Origin of the sequence: Streptomyces sp. NBC_00178 (assembly GCF_036206005.1) — a bacterium.
Taxonomy (GTDB): Bacteria; Actinomycetota; Actinomycetes; order Streptomycetales; family Streptomycetaceae; genus Streptomyces.
On the sequence record NZ_CP108143.1, the window covers coordinates 6309637 to 6333247 of the forward strand.

Annotated in this window: 25 protein-coding genes; 14 read left to right on the forward strand and 11 right to left on the reverse strand. The window is 71.4% G+C overall.

Features of this window, described 5'->3' with window-relative positions; translation table 11 throughout:
- The 3 genes from OHT61_RS27550 to OHT61_RS27560 all read right to left on the reverse strand — a co-directional run bounded on the left by OHT61_RS27550 (position 1) and on the right by OHT61_RS27560 (position 1835).
- Positions 1-657: a DUF305 domain-containing protein gene (locus tag OHT61_RS27550; protein WP_329041913.1), complete on the reverse strand. Its 657-nt coding sequence runs from the start codon at positions 655-657 to the stop codon at positions 1-3.
- Complete coding sequence (locus OHT61_RS27555; RefSeq protein ID WP_329041915.1) at positions 654-1304, reverse strand: DUF3105 domain-containing protein; 651 nt, start codon at positions 1302-1304, stop codon at positions 654-656. The genes OHT61_RS27550 and OHT61_RS27555 overlap by 4 nt, the downstream gene beginning before the upstream one ends.
- A 108-nt stretch (positions 1305-1412) precedes the next feature.
- On the reverse strand, positions 1413-1835 hold the full coding sequence (locus tag OHT61_RS27560) for a hypothetical protein (RefSeq protein WP_329041916.1): 423 nt from the start codon (positions 1833-1835) through the stop codon (positions 1413-1415).
- A gap of 70 nt (positions 1836-1905) precedes the next feature.
- On the opposite strand from OHT61_RS27560, the gene OHT61_RS27565 reads away from it, so the two are divergent.
- From OHT61_RS27565 to OHT61_RS27605, 9 genes are all read left to right on the forward strand, one after another.
- Positions 1906-2748 carry a phospholipid scramblase-related protein gene (locus OHT61_RS27565; protein WP_329041917.1) on the forward strand — a complete coding sequence of 281 codons (843 nt, stop codon included), beginning with the start codon at positions 1906-1908 and terminating at the stop codon, positions 2746-2748.
- A 153-nt stretch (positions 2749-2901) separates the two neighbouring features.
- On the forward strand, positions 2902-4587 hold the full coding sequence (locus OHT61_RS27570; RefSeq protein ID WP_329041918.1) for an FUSC family protein: 1686 nt from the start codon (positions 2902-2904) through the stop codon (positions 4585-4587).
- Entirely contained in the window at positions 4584-5090 is a 507-nt protein-coding gene (locus tag OHT61_RS27575) for a MarR family winged helix-turn-helix transcriptional regulator (protein ID WP_329041919.1), read from the forward strand. The genes OHT61_RS27570 and OHT61_RS27575 overlap by 4 nt, the downstream gene beginning before the upstream one ends.
- Positions 5091-5712: 622 nt before the next feature.
- The gene (locus tag OHT61_RS27580; RefSeq protein ID WP_329041921.1) at positions 5713-7338 is read left to right on the forward strand and encodes a sensor histidine kinase; all 1626 of its coding nucleotides are present in this window, start codon (positions 5713-5715) and stop codon (positions 7336-7338) included.
- Positions 7335-7742 (forward strand): roadblock/LC7 domain-containing protein, encoded by a 408-nt coding sequence (locus OHT61_RS27585; protein WP_014152870.1) that lies wholly within the window; start codon positions 7335-7337, stop codon positions 7740-7742. Before OHT61_RS27580 ends, OHT61_RS27585 begins: the two co-directional genes overlap by 4 nt.
- The gene (locus tag OHT61_RS27590) at positions 7739-8107 is read left to right on the forward strand and encodes a DUF742 domain-containing protein (protein WP_329041930.1); all 369 of its coding nucleotides are present in this window, start codon (positions 7739-7741) and stop codon (positions 8105-8107) included. The genes OHT61_RS27585 and OHT61_RS27590 overlap by 4 nt, the downstream gene beginning before the upstream one ends.
- Positions 8088-8705 carry a GTP-binding protein gene (locus OHT61_RS27595; RefSeq protein ID WP_329041932.1) on the forward strand — a complete coding sequence of 206 codons (618 nt, stop codon included), beginning with the start codon at positions 8088-8090 and terminating at the stop codon, positions 8703-8705. The genes OHT61_RS27590 and OHT61_RS27595 overlap by 20 nt, the downstream gene beginning before the upstream one ends.
- 76 nt (positions 8706-8781) lie before the next feature.
- Positions 8782-10296 (forward strand): cytochrome P450, encoded by a 1515-nt coding sequence (locus OHT61_RS27600; protein ID WP_329041933.1) that lies wholly within the window; start codon positions 8782-8784, stop codon positions 10294-10296.
- Positions 10297-10377: 81 nt separating this feature from the next.
- The gene (locus OHT61_RS27605) at positions 10378-11724 is read left to right on the forward strand and encodes a 6-phospho-beta-glucosidase (RefSeq protein ID WP_329041934.1); all 1347 of its coding nucleotides are present in this window, start codon (positions 10378-10380) and stop codon (positions 11722-11724) included.
- Positions 11725-11743: 19 nt separating this feature from the next.
- On the opposite strand, the gene OHT61_RS27610 is transcribed toward OHT61_RS27605, so the two are convergent.
- Both OHT61_RS27610 and OHT61_RS27615 read right to left on the reverse strand, forming a co-directional pair.
- Entirely contained in the window at positions 11744-12184 is a 441-nt protein-coding gene (locus OHT61_RS27610) for a hypothetical protein (RefSeq protein ID WP_329041935.1), read from the reverse strand.
- Positions 12178-12636 carry an ATP-binding protein gene (locus OHT61_RS27615; RefSeq protein ID WP_329041936.1) on the reverse strand — a complete coding sequence of 153 codons (459 nt, stop codon included), beginning with the start codon at positions 12634-12636 and terminating at the stop codon, positions 12178-12180. The genes OHT61_RS27610 and OHT61_RS27615 overlap by 7 nt, the downstream gene beginning before the upstream one ends.
- A gap of 206 nt (positions 12637-12842) precedes the next feature.
- On the opposite strand from OHT61_RS27615, the gene OHT61_RS27620 reads away from it, so the two are divergent.
- The 3 genes from OHT61_RS27620 (at position 12843) to OHT61_RS27630 (ending at position 14470) form a co-directional block, all read left to right on the forward strand.
- Entirely contained in the window at positions 12843-13703 is an 861-nt protein-coding gene (locus OHT61_RS27620; RefSeq protein WP_329041937.1) for a helix-turn-helix domain-containing protein, read from the forward strand.
- A complete protein-coding gene (locus OHT61_RS27625; RefSeq protein WP_014049581.1) occupies positions 13703-13939 on the forward strand; it encodes a DUF397 domain-containing protein in 237 nt (78 codons plus the stop codon). The genes OHT61_RS27620 and OHT61_RS27625 overlap by 1 nt, the downstream gene beginning before the upstream one ends.
- A gap of 81 nt (positions 13940-14020) precedes the next feature.
- A complete protein-coding gene (locus tag OHT61_RS27630) occupies positions 14021-14470 on the forward strand; it encodes a YchJ family protein (protein WP_329041941.1) in 450 nt (149 codons plus the stop codon).
- Between the two features lie 41 nt (positions 14471-14511).
- On the opposite strand, the gene OHT61_RS27635 is transcribed toward OHT61_RS27630, so the two are convergent.
- Positions 14512-16587: an MDR family MFS transporter gene (locus tag OHT61_RS27635; RefSeq protein ID WP_329041943.1), complete on the reverse strand. Its 2076-nt coding sequence runs from the start codon at positions 16585-16587 to the stop codon at positions 14512-14514.
- 55 nt (positions 16588-16642) lie between these two features.
- Positions 16643-17479 carry a hypothetical protein gene (locus tag OHT61_RS27640; RefSeq protein ID WP_329041945.1) on the reverse strand — a complete coding sequence of 279 codons (837 nt, stop codon included), beginning with the start codon at positions 17477-17479 and terminating at the stop codon, positions 16643-16645.
- A gap of 106 nt (positions 17480-17585) precedes the next feature.
- Between OHT61_RS27640 and OHT61_RS27645 the strand changes: the two genes are divergently transcribed.
- Positions 17586-18812 carry a cytochrome P450 gene (locus OHT61_RS27645; protein WP_329041946.1) on the forward strand — a complete coding sequence of 409 codons (1227 nt, stop codon included), beginning with the start codon at positions 17586-17588 and terminating at the stop codon, positions 18810-18812.
- Between the two features lie 57 nt (positions 18813-18869).
- On the opposite strand, the gene OHT61_RS27650 is transcribed toward OHT61_RS27645, so the two are convergent.
- From OHT61_RS27650 to OHT61_RS27665, 4 genes are all read right to left on the reverse strand, one after another.
- Positions 18870-20084 (reverse strand): acyl-CoA dehydrogenase family protein, encoded by a 1215-nt coding sequence (locus OHT61_RS27650; protein WP_329041947.1) that lies wholly within the window; start codon positions 20082-20084, stop codon positions 18870-18872.
- Positions 20085-20090: 6 nt separating this feature from the next.
- Positions 20091-20564, reverse strand: coding sequence for an SCP2 sterol-binding domain-containing protein (locus tag OHT61_RS27655; protein ID WP_329041948.1), 474 nt, complete (start codon positions 20562-20564; stop codon positions 20091-20093).
- Between the two features lie 69 nt (positions 20565-20633).
- On the reverse strand, positions 20634-20897 hold the full coding sequence (locus OHT61_RS27660; RefSeq protein WP_329041949.1) for a hypothetical protein: 264 nt from the start codon (positions 20895-20897) through the stop codon (positions 20634-20636).
- A 197-nt stretch (positions 20898-21094) separates the two neighbouring features.
- Entirely contained in the window at positions 21095-22309 is a 1215-nt protein-coding gene (locus tag OHT61_RS27665; protein ID WP_329041950.1) for a helix-turn-helix domain-containing protein, read from the reverse strand.
- 662 nt (positions 22310-22971) lie between these two features.
- On the opposite strand from OHT61_RS27665, the gene OHT61_RS27670 reads away from it, so the two are divergent.
- Complete coding sequence (locus tag OHT61_RS27670) at positions 22972-23607, forward strand: hypothetical protein (protein WP_329041951.1); 636 nt, start codon at positions 22972-22974, stop codon at positions 23605-23607.
- Positions 23608-23611: the final 4 nt, after the last annotated feature.

Here is a 23611-nt window from a genome sequence, read left to right on the forward strand (position 1 = left end):
TCAGCGCTTGGCGCCCCTGGCTTCGAGCATGTCCGCCATGAGCGCGATCTCCGACTCCTGGGCCCGGGCCATGCCGTCGGCCAGGTCCCTGATCTCACGCGTGGACGCCGAAGCCGCCGCCGCGCGGGCCATGTCGGCGCCCGCACGGTGGTGGACGGTCATCAGGCGCAGGAACAGGACTTCGGCCGCCCTGCCCTCCGCCGTCCGCAGCTCGTCGAGCTGGGTGGCGGTCGCCATGCCGGGCATGAGGGCCCCGCCCGTGGCGGTGGCGGGGTGGCCCATCCACTCCATGGGCGGCCCCTCCGCGCTCTTGGGCAGGTCCCAGGCATCCAGCCAGCCCAGCATCATGCCCCGCTGGTTGGCCTGCGTGTTGATGATGTCGTACGTCAGGCGCCGCACGTCCTCGTCGTCGGTGCGGTCCCGGACGATGAACGACATTTCCACCGCCTGCTGGTGGTGCACCGACATGTCGCGCGCGAATCCCACATCGGCCGAACCCTCCGCGGGCGCACCGGCGGACGCCCCGGCTGACCCGCCGCCGGAGGAGGAAGCCGCGGAGGGCCGTACGACCATCAGCAGCACCAGCCCCACGGCCACCACGAACACCACGGCTCCCGCCCACACCAGCGAACGGTGAGCGCGCGCCGCCGAGGTCACTTGGCGACCCCGCCGGAGCAGGCGGCGCCCGGCTCCGGGGTCTGCGCGCCCTGGACGTACTTGGTGAAGAACTGGGCGACCCGCGCGTCCGTGGCGCTCTCGACCGTGACCTGCTTGCCCCAGGCGCTGAGGATCAGGGGGTCCTTCTGGTCGGACACGGGGCTCATGAGGGAGTACGGCGTCTTGGAGACGCGCTCGGCGAGGGCCTTGACGTCGGCGTCCTGCGCCTTGGCGTTGTACGTGACCCAGACGGCGCCGTGCTCCAGGGAGTGGACGGCGTTCTCCTTCGGTATCGCCTCCGTGTAGACGTCGGCGTCGCAGTTCATCCAGACCGGGTTGTGGTCACCGCCGACGGGCGGGTTCATCGGGTAGTCGACCGGCTTCTCCACGTGGTTCTGGGTCAGCTTGTCCCAGGAGCGTTCGCCGGTGACCGGGGAGGTCTTGGCCCGCGTCTCGGCCTTGTCCTGCTCGTCGGCCCTGGACATCAGGTAGCCGCCCCCGGCGACGAGGCCGGCGACCACGACGACCGCCGCGGTGATGGTGATGACGCGGCTGCGGCGCTCGCGGGCCCGTTCCTTGCGGCGGGCCTCGTCGAGCTTGGCCCGGCGTGCGGCGGCAGGGCTGTTCTGGTTCTTGGCGGAAGCCATGTCAGGTCCTCGGGTTCAGCGGATCGCGGGCGTACGCCCGCGGGGAGGTAAGGGCAGGCGGAGTTCCGCCCCGGCGCGTCGGGCGCCGGAGGGCGGTGGTTGCGGCCTCTAGATCCGCTGGACCTGCAGACGCTGACGATCGACGGCGCCCGCGCCGTCGTGGGAGGGGCCCCGGATCGTCCCGCTTCCGGGGAACGGCCCGGTTCCGGGTGCTGCCGCAGGGCAGGGCGGAGCGGCGGGGGCAGGGTGTCCGGGCAGTACGACCGCCGTCGAGTGGTCCGTGGCGCCGTGGCAGGAGCTCCCGATCCCACGCTCGCCGGGGGCGTCGGCCACCACGACCGACACGACGGCCGCCTGCACGGGGGTGAAGGCCCGGACCGTGCTCGCCGAAGGGGCGTCGGTGCGGGGCGCCGCCGTCGCGGAGGTGGAGCAGCACAGGAGCACGGCCAGAAGCGCGAGCACCCAGCCCACGGCGAGCGAGGGGCTGTTCGTGCCCCGCCACCGGTCCGCCCACGCGCTCGCTCTGCTCATCGCCGCCATCGTAATGGTGTGTGAATGTTCAAAGAGTCCCGCCCACAGGTCGGCAGGATAGTGTGCCCCGGTGACAACGCAATCGAACGTACCTGCGGGCTGGCATCCGGATCCCCATGGCGCACCCCAGCTGCTGCGCTACTGGGACGGCTCCCGGTGGACCGAGCACACGCACCCGGCGGAGGGTCAGGCCGCCCCGGCGACCGCCCCCGGCCAGGCCCCCGTGCCCCAGCAGCAGCCCCCGGTCCAGCAGTTCACGCCCCAGCAGGCGGCCCCGCAGCAGTACGCGGCGCAGCAGGCGGCGCCCGGCGGCGGCTCTCTGTTCAACCAGCCGGTCCTGGTCGTGAACCAGAAGGCCAAGCTGATCGAGGTCACCAACGAGTACCGCGTCTTCGACCAGCAGGGGAACACGGTCGGTTCCGTCGTCCAGGTGGGCCAGAGCGCCCTGCGCAAGGTGCTCAGGTTCGTCTCCAGCATCGACCAGTACCTCACCCACCGCCTGGAGATCCGCGACGCCCACGGGCAGCCGCAGCTGCTCCTCACGCGCCCCGCGAAGTTCATCAAGTCCCGGGTCCTGGTGCAGCGCCCCGACGGGCAGCCCGTCGGGGAGATCGTCCAGCAGAACGCCATCGGCAAGATCAACTTCGCCATCATGGCCGGCGGCCACAAGGTCGGAGCGATCAAGGCGGAGAACTGGCGCGCCTGGAACTTCGCCATCGTCGACCACAACGACACCGAGATCGCCCGGATCACCAAGACGTGGGAAGGCCTGGCGAAGACGATGTTCACCACGGCCGACAACTACGTCCTGCAGATCCACCACCAGCTCCCCGAACCGCTGCTCAGCCTCGTCGTGGCGACGGCGCTGACCGTGGACACCGCGCTCAAGCAGGACGCCCGCGGCTTCGGCTGATCGTCCCGGGTCCCGGGCGGGGATGCCGACGGGGGTGTGCCCCTGCGGTGTCCCCGCCCCGCCCCGCCGTCCGGGGCGCCTCCCTGCCGGCCGTTTCGGCGGGGTCTTCGCCGCCATATCGTTTACGGGTGTAACACCTGCTAAATTAAATAGATGAGCGATACAGTTATGCGGCCCCGGAAGCCGTCCGGACGCAGCCTGCCGGTCGTCGGCGCCCTGCGGCTGAACAGGCCCGCGGAGACCTGGTACAAGCCCGCGCTGAGCGTGGTCATCGCCTCCGCGGTGCCGAATCTGCTGCTGTACTCCCTCGGCCGGCTCGACCTCGTCATGTACACCATGGCCGGATCGCTCTGCGCGCTCTACGGACACAGCCTGCCGTACGCGCGCCGCGCCCACACCGTCGTCCGGGTGGTGCTCGGCATGGCCGCCGGCCTCGCGGTCGCCCTGGCCACCGCGTCACTCACGGACTCGGCCGCCGTGCTGATCGGCGTCGGCGCGCTGCTCGCGGCCGCGCAGAAGACCTTCTGCGACGCCACGCGCATCGGCCCGCCGGGCAACGTCATCTTCGCCTTCGTCACCTCCGCCGCGCTCTTCGCGCCGCAGGAGTGGCGACAGGTGCCCGGTCACCTCGCGCTCATGGCGGCCGCCGGAGCCTTCGCCTGGCTGGTCACCGCCGGACCGGCGCTGTGGCGCAGGGAAGGACCCGAGCGTCTCGCCACCGCCCGCGCGCTCGACGCCGCCGCAGCGTACGCGGCGGAACCCGGCCCGCGGACCCGGCACGCCGCGACCGCAGCGGTCCACGGCGCCTGGCAGACGCTGCTCGCCGCCGGGCGGCCCACTCCCGTCCGCCGGGCGCTCGAACGGCTCGTCGTCCACGCGGAGCGCGCCCTGGCCGCGGCCGGTGATGCCCGGCCCGACGAGCTGCGCCGATGGGCCGGGGCGACGCGCGGCCGTGGTCCGGTCCCCGAGCCGCCGACCGCGCCCGGGACCGCCGAACAGCTCTTCGGTGCCGATGCCGAGCGTGCCGGGCGGCGGACGCGGCGCGGACGCCGGGAAGCCCGGCGCAGGCTCCGGCGCGCGCTCGCCCCGGGCTCTCCGGTCCTGCCGGTCGCCCTGCGGACCCTCGTCGGCTGCGCGCTGGCCGGCTACGCGTCCTCGGCGCTGGGGGTCGGACACCCCTACTGGGCCATCGTCACCGCCGCTTCGGTCCATCAGCCCAACCTCTCCCTCTCCTGGAGCAGGGGCCTGCAGCGGACGGTCGGCAACCTCCTCGGCGTCCTGGTGTTCGCGGCAGTGATCCCCCTCGCGCGGACCGGCCCGCTCGTCCTGGTCCTGTGCGTCCTGTCCTGCGGCTTCGCCGCCGAGGCCCTGATCACCCGGAACTACTGGCTCGGCTCCGTCGCCGTCACGCCGATGGCCCTGCTCATCCTGGAGTTCGGGGGACCCGCCCCGGCCGGAGGGCTCATCGCCGACCGGGCCCTGGACACCGTGGTGGGCGTGGTGGTCGGACTGCTGGCCGGCGCCGCCGTCACCAACCGAAGAGCGGCCGGCCGGGTCGAGAGCGCCCTGGCCGCCGCCGAGGCGGCCCGGATCGGCGCGGAGCGGACCGTCGCCGACCCGGCGGCCGGGGCCCCGGCGCTCGCGACGGCCCGCCGGGAGCTGACCTCCGCCCTGGTCGAGCTGCGGGACGCCGGTGACGTCGCATCGGGTGAATGGTGGCAGCGCGCCCTGCCGGAGGAGGAGTTGCTCGCCGCCGAGCAGGCAGGACACCGTACGCTCGCGGCGACGGCACAACGGCAGGGACTCATCACCCCGGCTCGGGCGGACGGAGTGGTGTGACCGACGACATCGTGGCCTCGGTGGTGCGGCAGTGGCAGGCCGTCGACCCCGCGCTGGACACCGGGCCGATGGAGCTCATCGGCCGCATCAACCGGTGCGCGGCCCTGCTCCAGCAGGCGGAGGACGCACCGCTGCGCGCCGCCGGACTCAACCGGGCCGAATTCGATCTGCTCGGAGCCATGCGCCGGACCGGCCGCGAGCTCACCCCCGGTGAGCTGGCCCGCGAGACCTTCTCGTCGGGCGCCGCCGTCACCAAGCGTCTGCGGGTGCTGCAGGACGCCGGGCTGATCGCCCGGCGCGGCGACGCCAGGGACCGGCGGGTCGTCCACGTCGGGCTGACCGGGGAGGGGCGTCAGCTGGTCGACCGCTTGCTGCCCGAACAGCTTGCCTACGAACGGTCGGTGCTCTCCGGCCTCGACGAGGAGACCCGCAGCGCACTCAGCGGGCAACTCGGCGCGCTTCTGGTGCAGTTGGAGGGGCGCCTCGGGGGCGGCCGACGCTGACACCCGGGGCCGGCCCCCGCGCCGGACCTTTGTGGACCCCGGACCGGACCGGTCGGCGGGTCAGCTTCACCGACGGTCACGACCCCGAGGCCGCAGGGGTGAGGAGGGGCGGCCGTCGCGTTTCCGCCGGCGGGGGCGCACCGCACGCCGTCACCTCGTCCGCACACACGTCCGTCGCTCAGGGGTCTGCTCCTTTCGATTGGATTCGCGCACCTGTACCCTTGTCCTGTTCTGCGGTACACGGAATTTCGCATGCGCTGGCGAATGTCGATGCAAGACGCGGCAACGGGCGGGCTTTTTCCGTAAATAGTCCGTTCATCCCTCCCCGCTCCAGACCGCTTTCGTCCCGCTCAACAGGACGTGACTGTCGGCTTTCGGGCGATTCGAATCAGGCGTCACTCCTCGCGCACGCTCGGCGGCGCTGAGTACAAAACTGGCGAGTGTATTACCGCCCGCGTGCTCGCGCAGGGGGTTGGGTGAATGTGCCGAAGCCCTGTTCTGATCTGGCTAGGCTCACGCGCAGTGAAGTCGAGTTGTTGCGAATTCGAGCACTTGTTCATAACTGTCAGCACAAGTGCCGTACCTCCCGAATACCTCCCGAATCAACCGCCAGAGGGTTTAGATGGTCCGTGTTGAATCACCGCCGACCAACAGAGACGTCCCCGCAATCCGTGCCGCGCTGCCGCCCGTCCTGCTGATGGCCGCGGCCACGGCCGCCGGCGCGGTGCCGGTCACCGGGGACGTCCGCGCGGCAGTCGTCTGGTGCGGGGCGGTCGCCACCGTCGTGGTCGCCGCACTCACCGTCGTGCTCAACCGCAGGCGCCGCGCGATGGGCGTACAGCGAGCCGAGTACGAACAGCGCATCGCGCTCCTGGAACACCGCATCGCCTCGTACGACCAGGAGACCGTGCGGCTCACCAAGGAGCTCCTGCCCGCCGCGATCCGCCGGCTGCGTGCGAGCAACTCGCCGCAGGAGGTGATGCGCGACGTCGTCGACGCCGACGCGTCCTACCGCGGCCTCCCCGCCGCACAGCGCGCCCTGGTCCTGCAGGTCCTCGACATCATCGACAACGAGGAGGCCATGCGCGACTCCGCGCAGCGCGCCTTCGTCAGCGTCGCCCGCCGCGTCCAGGCCATCGTCCACCGGCAGGCCAGTGAACTCCGCGAGATGGAGGACCACCACGGCCGCAACCCCGACGTCTTCGACGACCTGCTCCGCATCGACCACGGCACCGCGCTGATCGGCCGCCTCGCCGACTCCATCGCCGTACTCGGAGGTGCCCGCCCCAGCCGTCAGTGGCCCAAGGCCGTGCCGCTGTTCAGCGTGCTGCGCGGCGCCATGTCCCGGATCCTGGAGTACCAGCGCGTCGATCTGCACTCGATCGCCAAGGTCGCCATCGTCGGCACCGCGGTCGAACCGCTCATCCACGCCTGCGCGGAACTCCTCGACAACGCGACCCGCTACTCGCCTCCCCAGACCCGGGTGCACGTCACCGCGGTCGAGGTGCAGACGGGCATCGCGATCGAGATCGAGGACGGCGGCGTCAGCCTCAGCGAGGAGGCCAGGGCGCGGGCCGAGAACATGCTCGCCCAGGCCCAGGCCGGCATCAACATGAACGACCTGGGGGAGTCCCCGCGGCTCGGCATGGCCGTGGTCGGCCGCCTGTCCCGCATGTACCAACTCCAGGTCTCACTGCGGCAGTCCGCGTACGGCGGGGTCCGCGCGGTGCTCATCGTGCCGCGCGACATGATCACCACCGGCCCCGCCCCCGGCATCGCCCACGGCATCGGCGCCACCTCGCGGCCCCAGAGCTCCCTCGACATGTCGCAGATGCAGCACGTCGTGCCGCCGCGGGGCAAGCACAAGGCGGCCCGCCCCACGGCGACCGGCCCCGTCCCCTCGGTGGCCGTCCCGGCCGCGGCCCCGGCGCCCTCGGCCTCCACGGCGCGGCCCGCACCCTCGGCCGCCGCCATGGGCGACGACGAGATCGTGGTGACGGAGTGGACCGCCGGCGGGCTCCCGCAGCGCCGCAGCCGCGGCCGCGCACCGCTCGGCTCGCACAACCTCCCGCAGCAGACCGCACCGGCGGCCCCCGAGCCCGCGGCCACGCGCAACGGGCACGGCGGCGGCTCGGCCGCGCCCGGCCTCTGGCTCGAGGCGTTCACCCAGGCCGTCAACGGTGTGCCCAAGGAGCCCGACAACGGCGAAGACTCTGACGACGCGTGGGACAAGGGAGACCAGAAGTGATCCAGCAGCGGGGAAACATGGACTGGATGCTCAAGGAACTGGCCGACGACGTGCCGAGCATCCACCAGATCGTGGTGCTCTCCGCCGACGGCCTGCGCATCGCGCGGCACGGCGGCGACCCGGACGTCGCCGACCGCCTCGCCGCCGCCTGCGCCGGGCTGCAGAGCCTGGCCGCCGCCGTCGCCACCGAGATCCCCTACAGCGACGGCCTCATGAAGCTCGTCGTCATCGAGGTCACGGGCGGGTTCTTCTACCTGATGGCCGCGGGTGCCGGGGCGTACCTCGCGGTGCTGGCCGGTGAGACGGTCGACGCCGGGCTCGTGGGTGCGCGCATGCGCGACATGGTCGTCCGCATCGGTGCGCATCTGACGAGCCCTCCGCGCCATGACGGGCAGGCCGGATGAGTGCTCCCCGCCGAGAACGCAAGAAGGCCGACCCGGCGCTGAGCGATCCGGAACGGCTGTACGTGATCACCGGTGCTCCCGACGGTGAGCGCGCCGCACTCGACCTCGTCACCATGGTGGTGGCACAGGCCGAGCCGTCGCCCATGGTCCAGCCCGAACAGGCCGCGATCCTGCGGCTCTGCACGGCGCCCTTGTCCGTCGCGGAGATCTCGGCCTACCTGAGCCTCCCCTTCAGCGTGGTCACCTCCCTCCTGACAGAACTCCTGGCGACCGAACTCATCGAGTCGCGCGCGCCCATCGTGCGCGCCGCACTCCCCGACCGGTCCCTCCTCGAAGCGGTGATGCATGGACTTCAGAAGCTCTGACACGGTCCCGGGCCCTCGCAGCGAGGACGTCCTCCCCAGCACGGCCACGGCCGCGGTGAAGGTCGTCGTCGTGGGCGGGTTCGGGGTCGGCAAGACGACCATGGTCGGCTCGGTCAGCGAGATCCGTCCGCTGACGACCGAGGAGACCATGACCCAGGCCGGTGTCGGCGTGGACGACAACCGGGGCGTGGAGACCAAGACCGCGACCACCGTCGCCATGGACTTCGGCCGGATCAGCCTCAGCGACGAACTGATCCTCTACCTGTTCGGCACCCCCGGCCAGGAGCGCTTCTGGTTCCTCTGGAACGGACTGTTCGAGGGCGCACTCGGAGCCGTCGTCCTGATCGACACGCGGCGGCTCCAGACGAGTTTCGACGTCATCGGCAGGCTGGAGGAGCGCGGTGTGCCCTTCGTCGTCGCGGTCAACACCTTCCCCGACGCGCCGCACCACCCGGTCGAGGCCCTGCGCAACGCCCTCGACCTGCCCGAAGAGGTTCCCATGATCGACTGCGACGCCCGGCTGCGCACCTCCAGCCGCGACGTGCTGATGACCCTGATGCGCTATCTGCACAGCCTGGCCGTACCGCTCGCCGGATGACCGCACGCGCACACCTCCCCCCGAACGGGCCGTGTCCCCCCACCCGGTCCCGGAACGCCTTATCCCTGGAGCCACAGTGACAACCCCCTTCCAGCACGAACCAGGCTCGGCCGCAGGCCCGGTGCCGCCCCCGCAGTGCCCCGCGCACGGCACGGGCATCGGCCCCGGGGGCCTGCGCCGCCTCTACGGTCCCGAAGCCGAGGGGGACCCCGCCGGTCTCTACGAGAAGCTCCGCGCCGAACACGGCACGGTCGCACCCGTCCTGATGCACGGTGACGTCCCCGCCTGGCTGGTGCTCGGGCACAGCGAGAACCTCCACCTGACCCGCACGCCCTCGCAGTTCTCGCGCGACTCGCGCCGGTGGCACGCCCTGCACGACGGGAGCGTGGCCCCCGACCACCCGCTGGCACCGATCTTCACCTGGCAGCCCGTGTGCTCCTTCGCCGAGGGCGAGACGCACGAGCGACTGCGCGGAGCGGTCACCGACAGCATCGCCCGCATCGACACCCGCGGCGTACGCCGGCACATCAACCGCTACAGCAACCGGCTCGTCAACAACTTCTGCCGGGAGGGCAGCGTCGACCTGGTCGGCCAGTTCGCCGAGCAGCTCCCGATGATGGTCATGTGCGCGATCGTCGGCATGCCGGAGGACTACAGCGAACGCCTGGTGGAGGCCGCCCGCGACCTGACGCGGGGCACGGAGACCGCCATCGCGAGCAACGCCTTCCTCGTCGACACGCTGAACCGCCTGGTGGAGCGCCGCAGGGAGACGCCCGCCGAGGACTTCGCGACCTGGCTCGTCGAGCACCCCGCCGGACTCACCGACAAGGAGGTCGCCGAACACCTGAGGGTCGTGCTCTTCGTCGCGTACGAGACCACCACCAACCTGATCGCGAACGTGCTGCGCATGGTGCTCACCGACCCCAGGTTCCGGGCCCGGCTGAGCGGCGGGCACATGACCGTGCCCGAGGCGGTGGAACAGACCCTCTGGGACGAGCCGCCGTTCACCTCGATCCTGGGACGCTGGGCGGTGGGCGACACCGAACTGGGCGGGCAGCAGATCAAGGCCGGTGACGCGCTGATCGTCGGGATCGCCCCGGGCAACACCGATCCGGTCGTACGGCCCGACCTCACCGCGAGCATGGAGGGCAACCGGGCCCACCTGGCCTTCAGCAGCGGACCCCACGAATGCCCGGGCCAGGACATCGGACGCGCCATCGCCGACGTGGGTGTCGACGCGCTGCTGATGCGCCTGCCCGACCTCGAACTCAGCGTCGACGAGTCCAAGCTGTCGTGGGTCGGCAACTTCACCTCCCGGCACCTCGTCGACCTGCCCGCGAGCTTCGCCCCGAGCCCGGAGCAGGAGATCGACGACGAACCGCTGCCCGCGATGGCGAGGTCGCGTGCCGCCACCGACTGGGAGGTGGCCTCGCCCCGGCGCACGACCCCCGGGGGAGACGTCCCCTCGGGCCACGCACCGGCCGGCGTGCGCACCTCGGAACCGCTCGGGCAGGGAGCCCTGATCCCGGCTCAGCGCAGTGGGCCCACGAAGATCTGGCAGGCCGTCGTGCGGTGGTGGAACGGCCACTGAGGACGGTCCGCAGGACCGGACCGGCGCCCCGGGCCTTCGGGTCCGGGGCGCCGGTCCCCCCGCCCCGTACCATCGAGCAGCGTGAAGCTGACAATTCTTGGCGGCGGCGGGTTCCGCGTGCCACTCGTGTACGGGGCGCTGCTCGGGGACCACGCCGAGGGCCGCGTCTCCCGGGTGACCCTGTACGACACGGACGCGGGCCGGCTCGCCGCCGTCGCCCGGGTGCTCCGCGAACAGGCGGCCGGTGTCCCCGACGCACCCGGGACGGTCGTCACCGACGACCTCGACGAGGCGCTGCGCGGCGCCGACTTCGTCTTCTCGGCCATCCGGGTGGGCGGCCTCGAAGGCCGCGCGGCCGACGAACGCGTGGCACTCGACGAGGGCGTCCTCGGCCAGGAGACCGTCGGGGCCGGCGGCATCGCCTTCGGTCTGCGCACGGTTCCCGTGGCCACCGCGCTCGCCCGCCGCATCGCCCGGCTCGCCCCCGACGCCTGGGTCATCAACTTCACCAATCCGGCCGGCCTGGTCACCGAGGCCATGTCCCGCCACCTGGGCGACCGGGTCATCGGCATCTGCGACTCCCCGGTGGGGCTCGGCCGCAGGATCGCGCGGGTCCTGGGCGCGGACCCGGATCGGGCCTGGATCGACTACGTCGGGCTCAACCACCTCGGCTGGGTCCGAGGGCTCCGCGTCGGAGGCCGGGACGAACTCCCGCGCCTGCTGGGCGATCCGGCGCTGCTGGGATCGTTCGAGGAGGGCCGGCTCTTCGGTCCGGACTGGCTGCGCTCGCTGGGCGCCGTCCCCAACGAGTACCTGCACTACTACTACTTCAACCGGGAGGCCGTCCGCGCCTACCGGGAGGCCGAGCAGACCCGCGGCGCCTTCCTGCGCGAGCAGCAGGAGGGGTTCTACGCCCGCATGAAGGACCCGGAGGCCCCCGCCCTGGCCACCTGGGACCGTACGCGTGCCGAGCGTGAAGCCACCTACATGTCGGAGAACCGGGAGGTGGCGGGGGCCGGGGAGCGTGAGGAGAGCGACCTGGGATCGGGCGGCTACGAGCAGGTGGCCCTGGCCCTGATGCGCGCCGTCGCCCGGGACGAACGGGCCACGCTGATCCTGAACGTCCGCAATCGCGGCACCCTCTCCGTGCTGGACGCGGACGCGGTCATCGAGGTGCCCTGCCTGGTCGACGCCAACGGGGCCCACCCGGTCGCCGTCGACCCCCTTCCGTACCATGCGGTCGGGCTGGTCACCGCGGTGAAGGCGGTGGAGCGGGCGGTGCTCGACGCGGCGGACAGCGGTTCGCGGGAGGCGGCCGTGCGGGCCTTCGCCCTGCATCCGCTGGTGGACTCCGTCTCCGTCGCGCGGCGCCTGGTCGAGGGCTACACCCGGGTCCATCCCGGCCTCGCCTACCTCGACCGGCCGTGAGGGTCTCCCTGCCCCGCGGTCAGGGTGCGGAGAGCGCCCTGGGCCCGCCGGACGGGTCCCAGGACGGTGCCACGCCGGTGACCTGGCACACCATCAGGAACAGCGGGATCGGCGGAGTGTAGGGGGTGCGGCTGTCCGGTGCGTGGATCAGCCGGGGCCGTCCGGCGGGCACGTAGGCCCCGGCGGCGTACGACGCCTGCTCGGGCCAGTCGAGATCGAGATCGGAGCCGGACGGCACGATCCACCACCACTGGTCCGCGTCGGCGAACACGCAGCCCGCGCGCGGCAGATGCGACATCAGCCGGAAGCCGTACCGCGCGGGTACCCCCACCGCGTCGCAGCCGAGGCTCGCCGACAGCGCGGGCGGCAGCGGAAGCCGCACCCGGCCCGTGGCGTCGTCCTCGTCGCCGGACCGGGTCCGTCGCGCGCCGAGCAGCTGGGACAGTGCATGCTTCAGCATGCCGGCTCCGTGCCGTCCGGGAGCTCCGCCCACACGATCCGGCCGGAGTCGTCCCCGGCGTCGTGGGAGCCCCAGGCGAGCGCCATGGAGTCGACGAGCAGCAGTCCGCGGCCGTGTTCGCCGTCCGCCGTGAGCGACAGCCGCGGCCCGCCCGGCAGGTGCCCCTGGTCCTGCACGGCGATGCGCAACCGTCCCTCGCGGCAGCGGAGCTCGCAGACGACCCGTGCGCTCGCCGTGTGCACGACGGCGTTGGTGACCAGCTCCGAGACGATCAGGACCGCCGCGTCGTACGCGTCACCCGTCAGCCGCCACTCGGCGAGCCGCGTCCGCGTCAGGCGTCGCGCACCAGCGACCGATTCGGGGTGCGCGGGAAGGGCGAAGCAGTAACGGAGCGCCTCCGTCCCGGGGCTGAGGTCCATGAGCCGGGGGATGAGCGCACTGCCAGGTGCCACGACCGATTCCTCACAGTGGGGGCTGTGTCACGCTTCGCGCCACCCCGGAAAAGGGCGGGAACGACCACGCGAACTGGTTCACTGCCCAACTCTCCCTCTGACATGAACACTTGGCAAGAGGCACTCTGAAATTTCCAGAGTGACTGTGTCCTTGGGGCGCACGTGCATGGCACACTGCTGACACACAGTGCATCGGGAGGTCTGAAGTGAGCGAACCGCGGTCCGCCCCGACCGTGGGCCAGGTGGTACTGGGCAAGCGACTGCAGGACCTGCGGGAGCGTGTCGGCCTGAGCCGCGACCAGGCTGCGAAGGTGCTCCGCGTCGCCCCGGGAACCATACGCAGGATGGAGACGGCCGAGGTCGGTCTGAAGATCCCGTACGTCCAACTCCTGCTCAAGGCCTACGGGATCGCCGACGACGAGGCCGACGCGTTCGTCGAGCTCGCGGAGGAGGCCAACAAGCCCGGCTGGTGGCAGCGCTACCACGACGTGCTGCCCGACTGGTTCAGCATGTACGTCAGCCTGGAGGGCGCGGCGAGCCTCCTGCGCACGTACGAACCCCACTTCGTCCCCGGCCTGTTGCAGACGGAGGACTACGCCCGCTCCGTCCTGCGCACCGGAGCGGTCGGCCAGGCCCGGCCGGAGGACATCGAGCGCCACGTGGCGCTGCGCATGCAGCGGCAGTCCCTGCTGACCGCGCCGGAGGCGCCGAAGCTGTGGGTGGTGATGGACGAGACCGTCCTGCGCCGCCCCGCCGGCGGTCCCGACGTGATGCGGGCCCAGATCGACCGGCTGCTCGAAGCGACGGACCTGCCCCACGTGACCCTGCAGATCGCGGAGTTCGCGACCGGTCACCACCCCGGCACCTACGGGCCGTTCGTCCTCTTCCGGTTCGCGGTCCCGGAACTGCCCGACATGGTCTACAGCGAGTACCTGACCGGCGCCGTCTACTTCGACGCGCGCCCCGAGGTGGCTTCCTACCTCGAGGTCATGGACCGCATGGCGGCCCAGGCCGCGACTGCACAACGCACGAAGGAAATCCTCAGGGACTTCCGCAAGGAGCTGTGATGAACCACATATACAACGGCATGCCGGCCGCCGACCTCGGCACCGAAGGCTGGTACAAGCCGTGGAGCGGTGGGAACGGCGGCAACTGCATCGAGGCCATGAAGCTCGCGGACGGCAGGGTCGCCGTGCGGCAGTCCGCCGACCCGGACGGCCCCGCCCTCATCTACTCCAACGGCGAGATCGCCGCCTTCATCCAGGGTGCCAAGGCCGGCCAGGCCGACTTCCTGCTCACCTGACGCACGGCCGCGCCGGCCGGTGCGGGCACTCCCGCCGGCGTCCGCCTCCGGGACCGGGGGAGAGCAGGCCACAATGGACCCATGTCACGACGCACCTCCCGCCCGCGCGGAACCGCCCCCGCCGGAGCGGGCCCCGGCCGGATCACCCCGCAGTCCCCGTGCCCGTGCGGCCTTCCGGCCACGTACGGGGACTGCTGCGGCAGGCTGCACGCGGGGACGGCGGCCGCCCCGACCTGCGAGGCGCTGATGCGCTCCCGGTACGCGGCCTTCGTCGTCCGGGACGCCGGCTACCTCCTGCGCACCTGGCACCCGGAGACGCGCCCGCCGTCCGTCGACTTCGACCCGGCGATGCGCTGGACGGGCCTGGACATCCTGGAGACCACGGAGGGGAGCGCGTTCCACACGACCGGCACGGTGACGTTCCGGGCGCACTACTCCGACGGCGGACGCCCCGACGCCCTCCACGAGAAGAGCCGCTTCGTGCGGCACGACGGTGCCTGGGTCTACGCGACGGCCGTCTTCGTCGACTGAGACCGCCCCCCCCCGCACCGGCGTCACGGCACGCCGGACGCTCAGACGGGGGCCGACACGTGGGCCGTCGAGGGCCCCAGCTCCTGCGCCAGGTCCTCTGCGAGGAGCCTCTTGCCGATCACGTCGACCGCGGCCCGCAGCTCCCGGTCCCCGGGCTGCGCACCGTCCTCGGCGAGGCGCTGGTTCAGCCAGCGTCCCCAGGTCGCGGACAGTGTCGCCGCCTCCCGCCGTCCCGCCGCCGTATGGGTGAAGAGCCGGCCGTCCCCGGTGAGGTAGCCCTCCTCGATCATGCGGTCGAACACCGGCACCAGGACCTCCGGCGGAATCCGGTGCCGGGTGGCGATGAGTCCCAGTCCCGCGTGGCCCACCATGCGGGTGAAGAAGTCGACCTGCATCACCGCCCAGGCACCCGCCATGTCGAGCCGGGTGTCGGACTCGTCCACGATCCGCCGGGCGGTGTCGGGGCCCGCCCGGTGCAGGATCCTGGCGACGGACGACTGCAACAGGCTCGCCGCGTCCCCCGGGCCCGGCTGGGCGAAGCCGTCACCCATGTCGGTCGAGCCCGCCCGTGCGCTGTCGCGCAGCTTCACCTGTTTCAGGAACAGCGAGACGACGAACCCCAGCAGCGCCACCGGCACCGTCCACAGGAAGACGGTGTGCAGGGTGTCCGCGTAGGCCTGGGCCAGGGGCGCGGTCTGTGCGGCCGGAAGGGCGTGCACGGCCCTGGGGTTCTCCGCGACCCGGGCGAGCGTCGCCGGATCGCCGCCCGCCCGCGTGGCCTGCGCGACGCCCTGCGCCAGGTTCGGTCCCAGCGCGTTGGCGTAGATCGTGCCGAAGACGGCCGTGCCGAAGGAACTGCCCAGGGTGCGGAAGAAGGTCACACCCGACGTGGCCGTCCCCAGGTCCGTGTAGTCGACCGTGTTCTGCACGGCGATGGTCAGCACCTGCATCGACAGGCCGATGCCGACGCCGAGCACGAGCATGTACAGGGACTCCAGCCAGACCCCGCTGCCCGGGCCCATCCGGGAGAGCAGGTACAGCCCCGCGGCCATGACGAGGGAACCCATGACGGGGAACAGCCGGTAGTGGCCCGTCCTGCTCACGACGTTGCCGCTGAAGACCGAGGCGGCCAGGAGGCCCACGACCAGCGGCAGGGTACGCACGCCGGAGAGCGTGGCCGAGTCCCCGTCGACGTACTGCAGGTAGGTCGGCAGGTAGATCATCGCGCCGAGCATGGCGAAGCCCACGACGAAGCTCAGGATGGAGCAGACCGCGAACACCGGGTTTCGGAACAGCCGCATCGGCAGCATCGGCTCCTTCGCCCGGGTCTCGACGACGCAGAACAGCGCCAGGGAGACGAGACCGCCGGCGAACAGGGCGATGACGACGGGGGAGCCCCAGGCGTACTGGTTGCCGCCCCAGCTGGTGGCCAGGATCAGCGCGCCGGCTCCGGCCGCGACCAGCGCGATGCCCAGGTAGTCGATGACCGGCCGTCCCACCGCACGCACGGACGGGATGGTGCGGGCGGCCGCGATGACCACCACGATCGCGATCGGCACGTTGACGTAGAACGCCCAGCGCCAGGTCAGGTGGTCGGTGAACAGTCCGCCGAGCAGGGGACCGACCACGGTGGCGATGCCGAAGACCGCGCCGATCGCCCCCTGGTACTTGCCCCGCTCGCGCAGCGGGATCACGTCGGCGATCAGCGCCATCGACGTCACCATCAGCCCGCCCGCGCCAATCCCCTGCAGGCCGCGCCAGATGATCAGCATCAGCATGTCCGGCGCCAGACCGCAGAGGAACGAGCCGGTGATGAAGACGACCGCCGAGATCTGGAAGATCAACTTCCGGCCGAAGAGGTCACCGAACTTGCCGACCAGCACCGTCGACACCGTCTCCGCCAGCAGATAGGCCGTCACGACCCACGACACGTGGTCCCCGCCGCCGAGGTCCGAGACGATCGTCGGGAGGGCCGTCCCGACGATCGTCTGGTCCAGAGCGGCGAGCAGGATACCGAGGACGATCGTGGCGAAGACGATGTTGCGGCGCCCGGGATCGAGAACGGGCGGCGCTGCGGCACTCTGCGCGGCGGGGGCCCTCTCGCTGGCAGTGGTCACCCTCGCACCCTCACACCCGCCCCCGGCCCACGCATGCGGGCACGGGCCGGAAGGGTCAGCCGAGCAGGTCCCTCAGGGACGCCGTCATCCGGGCGACGAACGACTCGCGCACCTCGTCGGTGACCCGGTCGAGGGACAGGTACGGATTGAGGTCCTCCAGCTCGACGAGCAGCAGCTCGCCGTCGGCCGTCCGGCAGGCGTCCACCCGCTGGATGCCGTGCGTGAGGGTGTTCCACCGCACGAAGCGGCGGGCGAAGTCCAGGTCCGCCGCCCCGGCCGCGTACGGCTCCAGCACCCACCGCCGCTCCGGGTGCGGTGCGTGCAGGGCGTACTGGAAGTCGTGGTCCACGAAGTAGAAGGACACCTCGTAGCGGAAGTCGATCCGGGGCTGGACGAGCAGGCCGTCCCCGGCGTCCGCCGGGAGCTCCGGGCCCCGGGTGAAGCGCAGGCCCACCGAATCCGCGCCGAGCTTCGGCTTGACGACGTACTGCTCCGCGCGGGGCAGCAGCCCGAGGTCCTCGGCGCGGTCCACGGTCGGGATGACCGGGAAGCCGTCACGGCTCAGGTCGACCAGGTACTGCTTGCCCGCCATGTCGCCGCGCCCGTCGAGCGTGTTGTAGACGCGTACGCCCGACTCGCGTGCCCTCGCCCGGAACGCGTCGTACGCCTCGCGGTAGTGGAGCACCGGACCGCTGTTGCGGACGACGGCCGCGTCGAACCGGTCGAGCAGGGCAGCCGCGTCCCGGGGGTGACAGAGCGCGATGTCGAAGGACTCGCGCAGGCGGGAGGTCAGGTGGATGTCCTCGTCGCAGTACCGCCGGCCGCGCGCCTCGTAGGCGAGATCCGTGACGAACAGGACGGAGGGACGGGGTCCGCCGGACGCGGTGCTCACGGGTACTCCCAGGGGGTTCGGTATCGGGCGGTCGGTCAATAGGCTTGCTGACACTGCCCGTTCACGACCATGAAGCGCATCGATCTCTGCCCCACAGGAGTCACTCGTGTCCCAGGCGTCGTCACCGCCCGATATTCTCTCGCCCGCCTTCGCGGCCGATCCCTACGGGGCCTACCGGCAGATGCGCGAGAGCGCCCCCCTGATCCTGCACGAGGCCACGGGGAGTTACCTCGTCTCCCGCTACGAGGACGTCGAGCGCGTCTTCAAGGACAGGGCGCAGGAGTTCACGACCGAGAACTACGACTGGCAGCTGGAGCCGGTCCACGGACGTACGATCCTCCAGCTCAGCGGCCGGGAACACGCCGTACGGCGGGCCCTGGTCGCTCCGGCCTTCCGCGGCGCCGACCTCCAGGAGAAGTTCCTGCCGGTCATCGAACGCAACGCCCGCGAGCTCATCGACGGCTTCCGGCACACCGGGGAGGCCGATCTCGTCGAGGACTTCGCGACCCGGTTCCCGGTCCTCGTCATCGCCGACATGCTCGGCCTGGACCGGGCGGACCACCAGCGTTTCCACGGCTGGTACACCACGGTCATCGCCTTCCTGGGCAACCTCGCGGGAGATCCCGCGGTGGCGGCTGCCGGGGAGCGCACCCGGCGGGAGTTCGCCGAGTACATGATCCCGGTCATCCGGCGGCGCAGGGAGGAACCGGGCGACGACCTGCTCTCCGCGCTCTGTGCCGCCGAGGTCGACGGCGTCCGGATGAGCGACGAGGACATCAAGGCGTTCTGCAGCCTCCTGCTCGCAGCCGGCGGGGAGACGACCGACAAGGCCATCGCCTCGCTCTTCGCCAACCTCCTGGCCCACCCCGAACAGCTCGTCGCCGTGCAGCGGGACCGGTCCCTGATCGACCGGGCCTTCGCGGAGACTCTGCGCCACACCCCGCCGGTGCACATGATCATGCGGCAGACGGCGAACGAGGTGGAGCTGTCCGGTGGCACCGTCCCGGCCGGTGCCACCGTCACCTGCCTCATCGGCTCGGCCAACCGGGACGAGGCCCGCTACGAGGACCCGGACCGTTTCGACCTGTTCCGCGAGGACCTGACCGGCACCACCGCCTTCTCGGCGGCGGCCGACCACCTGGCGTTCGCGCTCGGCCGGCACTTCTGCGTGGGGGCGCTGCTGGCGAGGGCCGAGGTCGAGACCGGAGTGAACCAGCTGCTCGACGCGATGCCCGGTCTCCGCCTGGCCGACGGCTTCAGCCCGGTCGAGCAGGGCGTCTTCACCCGGGGGCCGGCCTCGCTCCCCGTACGGTTCGACCCGGTGGCCACCTGAGGGGGCGGCGCCCCGAGATACGGTGGATGTCGCCCCGCAGCGGCCGGCCCCGCCCCCTCAGCGGATCTGGCGCCCCGAGATCGCGCGGGCGATGACCAGGCGCTGGATCTCGCTGGTGCCCTCGAAGATGGTGTAGATCTTGGCGTCGCGGTACATCCGCTCCACCGGATGCTCCCTGCTGTAGCCGGCGCCGCCCAGGATCTGGACGGCCTTCTCCGTCGCCGACACCGCCAGCTCACCCGCGCGCAGCTTGGACATCGAGCCCTGTCCCGCGTCGAAGGCGCGGTCGTTGCGGGCCATCCAGGCGGCCTGCCAGATGAGCAGCCGTACGGCCTCGATCTCGGTCCGGATGTCGGCGAGGGCGAACGCGATCGACTGGTTCTCGATGACCGGCCTGCCGAACGCCTCGCGCTGCCCGGCGTACTCCAGCGCGTACTCGTACGCGGCGCGGGCGATGCCCAGGGCCTGCGCGCCCACGGTGGGGCGGCTGACCTCGAAGGTCGCCATGGCGGCCTGCCCCTTGGCGGTGCCGCCCTCGCGTGCGCGGGCCAGCCGGGCGTCCAGCCTCTCCTTCCCGCCCAGCAGGCAGTGCCCCGGCACGCGTACGTCGTCGAGGAAGAGGTCGGCCGTGTGGGAGGCACGCAGTCCGAGCTTCTTCACGGTGCGGCCCGCTTCGAGGCCGCGGGTGCCGGGCGGCACGATGAACGCGGCCTGTCCGCGCGCGCCCAGGGACGGGTCGACCGAGGCCACCACCACGTGCACCTCGGCGATGCCGCCGTTGGTGATCCACGCCTTCTGGCCCGAGAGCACCCATGCGTCGGCGGCCTCGTCGTAGCGAGCCCTGGTGGCCATCGCCGAGACGTCGGACCCCGCCTGCGGTTCCGACACGCAGAAGGCGGCCACCTTCGGGTCGTCCGCGTCGCCGTAGCACTGCGGGACCCACTCGGCGAGCTGGTCGGGCGTGCCCGAGGCGAAGATCCCGGCCACCGCGAGCGAGGTGCCGAAGAGCGCCATGCCGATGCCGGCGTCGCCCCAGAACAGTTCCTCGTTGGCTACCTGGAGGGAGAGCCCGCTGGGGTCGCCGTACATGTCGGCCAGCGACTCGAATCCGTACAGCCCGATCCGGGCCGCCTCCTGGATCACGGGCCACGGCGTCTCCTCCCTGGCGTCCCATTCGGCCGCCGCGGGGCGCACCACCTCGGCGGCGAATCCGTGCACCCAGTCGCGCAGGTCCTGCTGTTCCTCGGTGAGGGCGAGGGAGAAGTAGCTCATGGGCGCTCAGGCCTTCGGGATGTCGAAGTAGCGGGTGAGGCCGGAGGCCAGGCCGACGTCGCCGGCTATCTTCAGCCTGCGCATCATGAACATCGTCACGGGGTTGCCGTTCCCGGAGACGAGCCGGAGGAAGTCGGCGTCGGCCATCACCAGGGTCGTCCGGGGCTCGGCCGCGGAGCGGCCCGCGCCGACCGTGCAGACGCCGTCGGCGATGGTGGTCTCGTAGACCTCGTCGCTCTCGCCCGTGATCCTCCAGCGGATCAGTGCCTCCAGCGGGCCGGCCGCCTCGGGGCGGAACTGCTGCCGCATCCGGCCGAAGACCTCGCTCAGCACGCGGGTGCGCAGGTCGCCGCGCATCACCTCGCCGAGCTCCTTCGTGGACAGGCCCTTGACGATCCGTGCGAACTCCCCGGGGGAGACCGCGGCGAAGTCGAGCCCGGACAGTTCGCCGGTGAGGTCGCCCTTGCTGTGGTCGGGCACGCCAAATCCTTACTCCGGAGTAAACTTACTTCAGAGTAAGGTAAGGGTGCCGCAGGGTCTTCGCAAGCGTCACCAAGGGCCGCCCTGACGAACCGCGAGGAGCGGGTCATGGGCCGACAGCACCTTGTTGGCCCACGCGAGTTCGGACAGTGCCTGTTCCCGGTCGGCCTGGTCCTCGATGCCCAGCCTCGGCCCCCGGAACCTGCGGACCTCGCGCGCGGCGCAGTCGGCGTCGAACTCCGCCTGCAGGATGTGCGGCGGGGTGCAGGCCCCGATGAGCGCGGCGACCCGGTCCGGGATCGGCACGGGGACGAGGAGGTGCGAGGCGGTCATGGGGGGTTCCCTCTCGGGTGGTCGGCCAGGAGGCGGTGCCGCGCGGTGACCTGTGGGCCACCGCTCCTCCATATGTACGGGACGCAGTTCCTGGTTTCTCGTTGAGAACGTCTCCGTGTCGCAACCGTTTGGGACTGACCGTCTATTTCGCATTACTTGGAGGTAAGTTGACGCCGTGCGTGACGTGTGATGCACCATCAGTTGAGGTTCTGGCTGCCGCGCGCCCGTAACTGCAGTGCCCGCAGCACGGCCTCCGTGGCGAACCGGCTCTCGGGATCCGTCAGTTGCCCGCCGAAGATGGCCTCCAGGCTGCGCATCCGGTAGCGGACCGTCTGCGGGTGCACGTCCAGCAGCTCGCCCATCTGGGCAGCTGTGCCGCGGGTGTCGAGCCAGATCCGGAGCGTCTCGATCAGCCGCTCGCGCCGAGTGGTGCTGATCGAGGAGACCGCGGCCAGTTCGCGCTCGGCGAGCTGGTCCAGGAGGGCCGGGTCGGACAGGAGCCAGAGCGTGATGAGGTGGTCCTCGCAGCGCACGAAGGGGGTGCCCTCGATGACACCCGCGTCGACCAGTTCCAGAACCCGTCGGGCCCAGCGGATCGAGTCGGCCGCCGAGGCGGTCGGCACCGTCAGCCCGATCGCCGCGCCCCCGTTCGGGATCGTGCGTTCGAGCATCTGCCTGCGGTCCTCGTCGACGGCACCGGGGATGAGGAGGTGCGGCTGCGGGTCGCCCGGATCGATCAGCACGTCGTGGTCCGCGCTGATCCGGTCCAGGCCGGCCGGGGCGCGCACGGCGACGAGCGTGACCTGTTCGGGCAGTGCCCACCCGGTCTGCTCGCACAGCTCGGCGATGGCGCTGCGGGGCACCGGCCGGCCCGCCAGGACGAGGTGGAGCAGCTGGCGCCGCATGGCCTCGCTCTGTTCCCCCGACCGCGACTGCACCTCCAGGAAGCCTTCGCGTGAGAGCGTCTCCAGCTCGTCGACGTAGGCGAAGAGCGCGTCCGCGAAGCTCAGCATCAGCGACGGTGAGAAGTTGTACTTCCGGCCGACCTTCTTGGCCCGGCGCAGGGCGACGCGGGCGCCGAGGCGGTAGGCGCCCTGGAGCGTCTCCATGGTGCGGCCCTCGTAGGCCTCGAAACGGCCGAACCGGCGGCAGATGTCGTCGCGCAGCGGTGTGGCCGAGGTCGGTTCCGCGACGAGGTCGACGAACGCGGCGAGGCTCTGCTCCACACCCACCCGGATGGCCTGCCCGTTGGGCCCCCCGAGCAGACGGGCGTACTCCGGATAGGCCCGGGTGACCTCGACGCCGATCTCCTTGATCAGGCTGGGGAGTTCGGGACGCATGATCGCGGCGAACTCCTGGGGGAGGGGACCCAGCGGGTCGCCGGTGTCCAGCGGCTGGATGAGTCTCGGCATGACCGTCCCCTCGCTCATCGGTGCCCTGTGTGGGTGAGGCGGTGGAGGGAAAGCGCTCCCACGGACCGATAGGTGTATACCAACATCGGCGCCGAAGATAGACCAAGTCGGGCGGGTGGCACACCGCCTGGACAAGATCGAAGTGCAAGGGGCACACATCGTGGCCCTGTTATGGGGTTCCGGTGCAGGTGGGGCGCTCCTGCTCACTTCCGGACAATGTTTTCGGCCTTATGCTCCTCGCGAGGCGCGTAAACGACCTCCGAAGCCGGCCGCCACGGAACTCCGGGCCCCGGCGCTCCTACCCGGCCGGCTCTCCGGGGAGACGGCCGAAGCGGTGCCCGCCCCCGGTGCCGCGGACCGCGAAGATCCCGGTCCGGTGGCCTTCCTCCCCGAATTCTGCGCACCAAGTGACAAGTGCTCCGGGCGAATTAGTGACGTGCGGACGAGGAAACAAACTCGCGGCACCAATCTTGACCGACGGCATTGTGTTCCAAGTTTCCCGCAAGTAACGTCACGCCCTGTCACAGAACGTGTGTGGCTGAAAGCGCAGCACGGCCCCCCACGCAACTCGGTTCATCGCGGCACTCCCTGCGCCTTTGCAGGAATTCGGGTGCTGTCCCCGCAGCAGTGCACCCGCATTGTTCGAATCGGAGGAAATCACTGTGCGCAACTCCCTCAGGAAGATCTCGGTAGCGGTCGGCGCCGCCACCGCCGCTGTCGCCCTCGGAGCCACCACCGCGACCGCCGGCGTCTCGGCCCCGACCTGGACCGTCGGTCCCAGCTCCCCGGAGACGTTCTCGGCTACCGCCGGCACCGTCACCCTCACCCTCAACGGCATCCCCATGACGTGTACGTCGTCCGCGGCCCAGGGCAACCTGGCATCGGCCGCCGGCACGACCAACGTGCAGGTCGGCACCATCGCTCCGCTGACCTGGAGCGGCTGCACCAGCCCGTTCGGCCCGGTGACCCCGACCGCCGACACGTCCACCCCGTGGAAGCTGAACGCCAACACCTACAGTGCCGGCGTCACCAGCGGATACATCAGCGGCATCAAGGCCACGCTCAAGGTGCTCACCTGCACCTTCACCGTGACGGGCAACGCCGCCGCCACCTACACCAACTCCACGGGCAAGCTGGCGGTCAGCAACAACGCCACCTACAAGCTGACCGTCGCGACCGTCACCGCGGGCTGCGCGGGCATCGCGGCCGTGGGCAACAACCCGACCTACAGCGCCAGCTACAACGCTGTGACGCCGAGCGGCGGCACCACCAAGCCGACCATCGTCTACACCCCCTGATCCG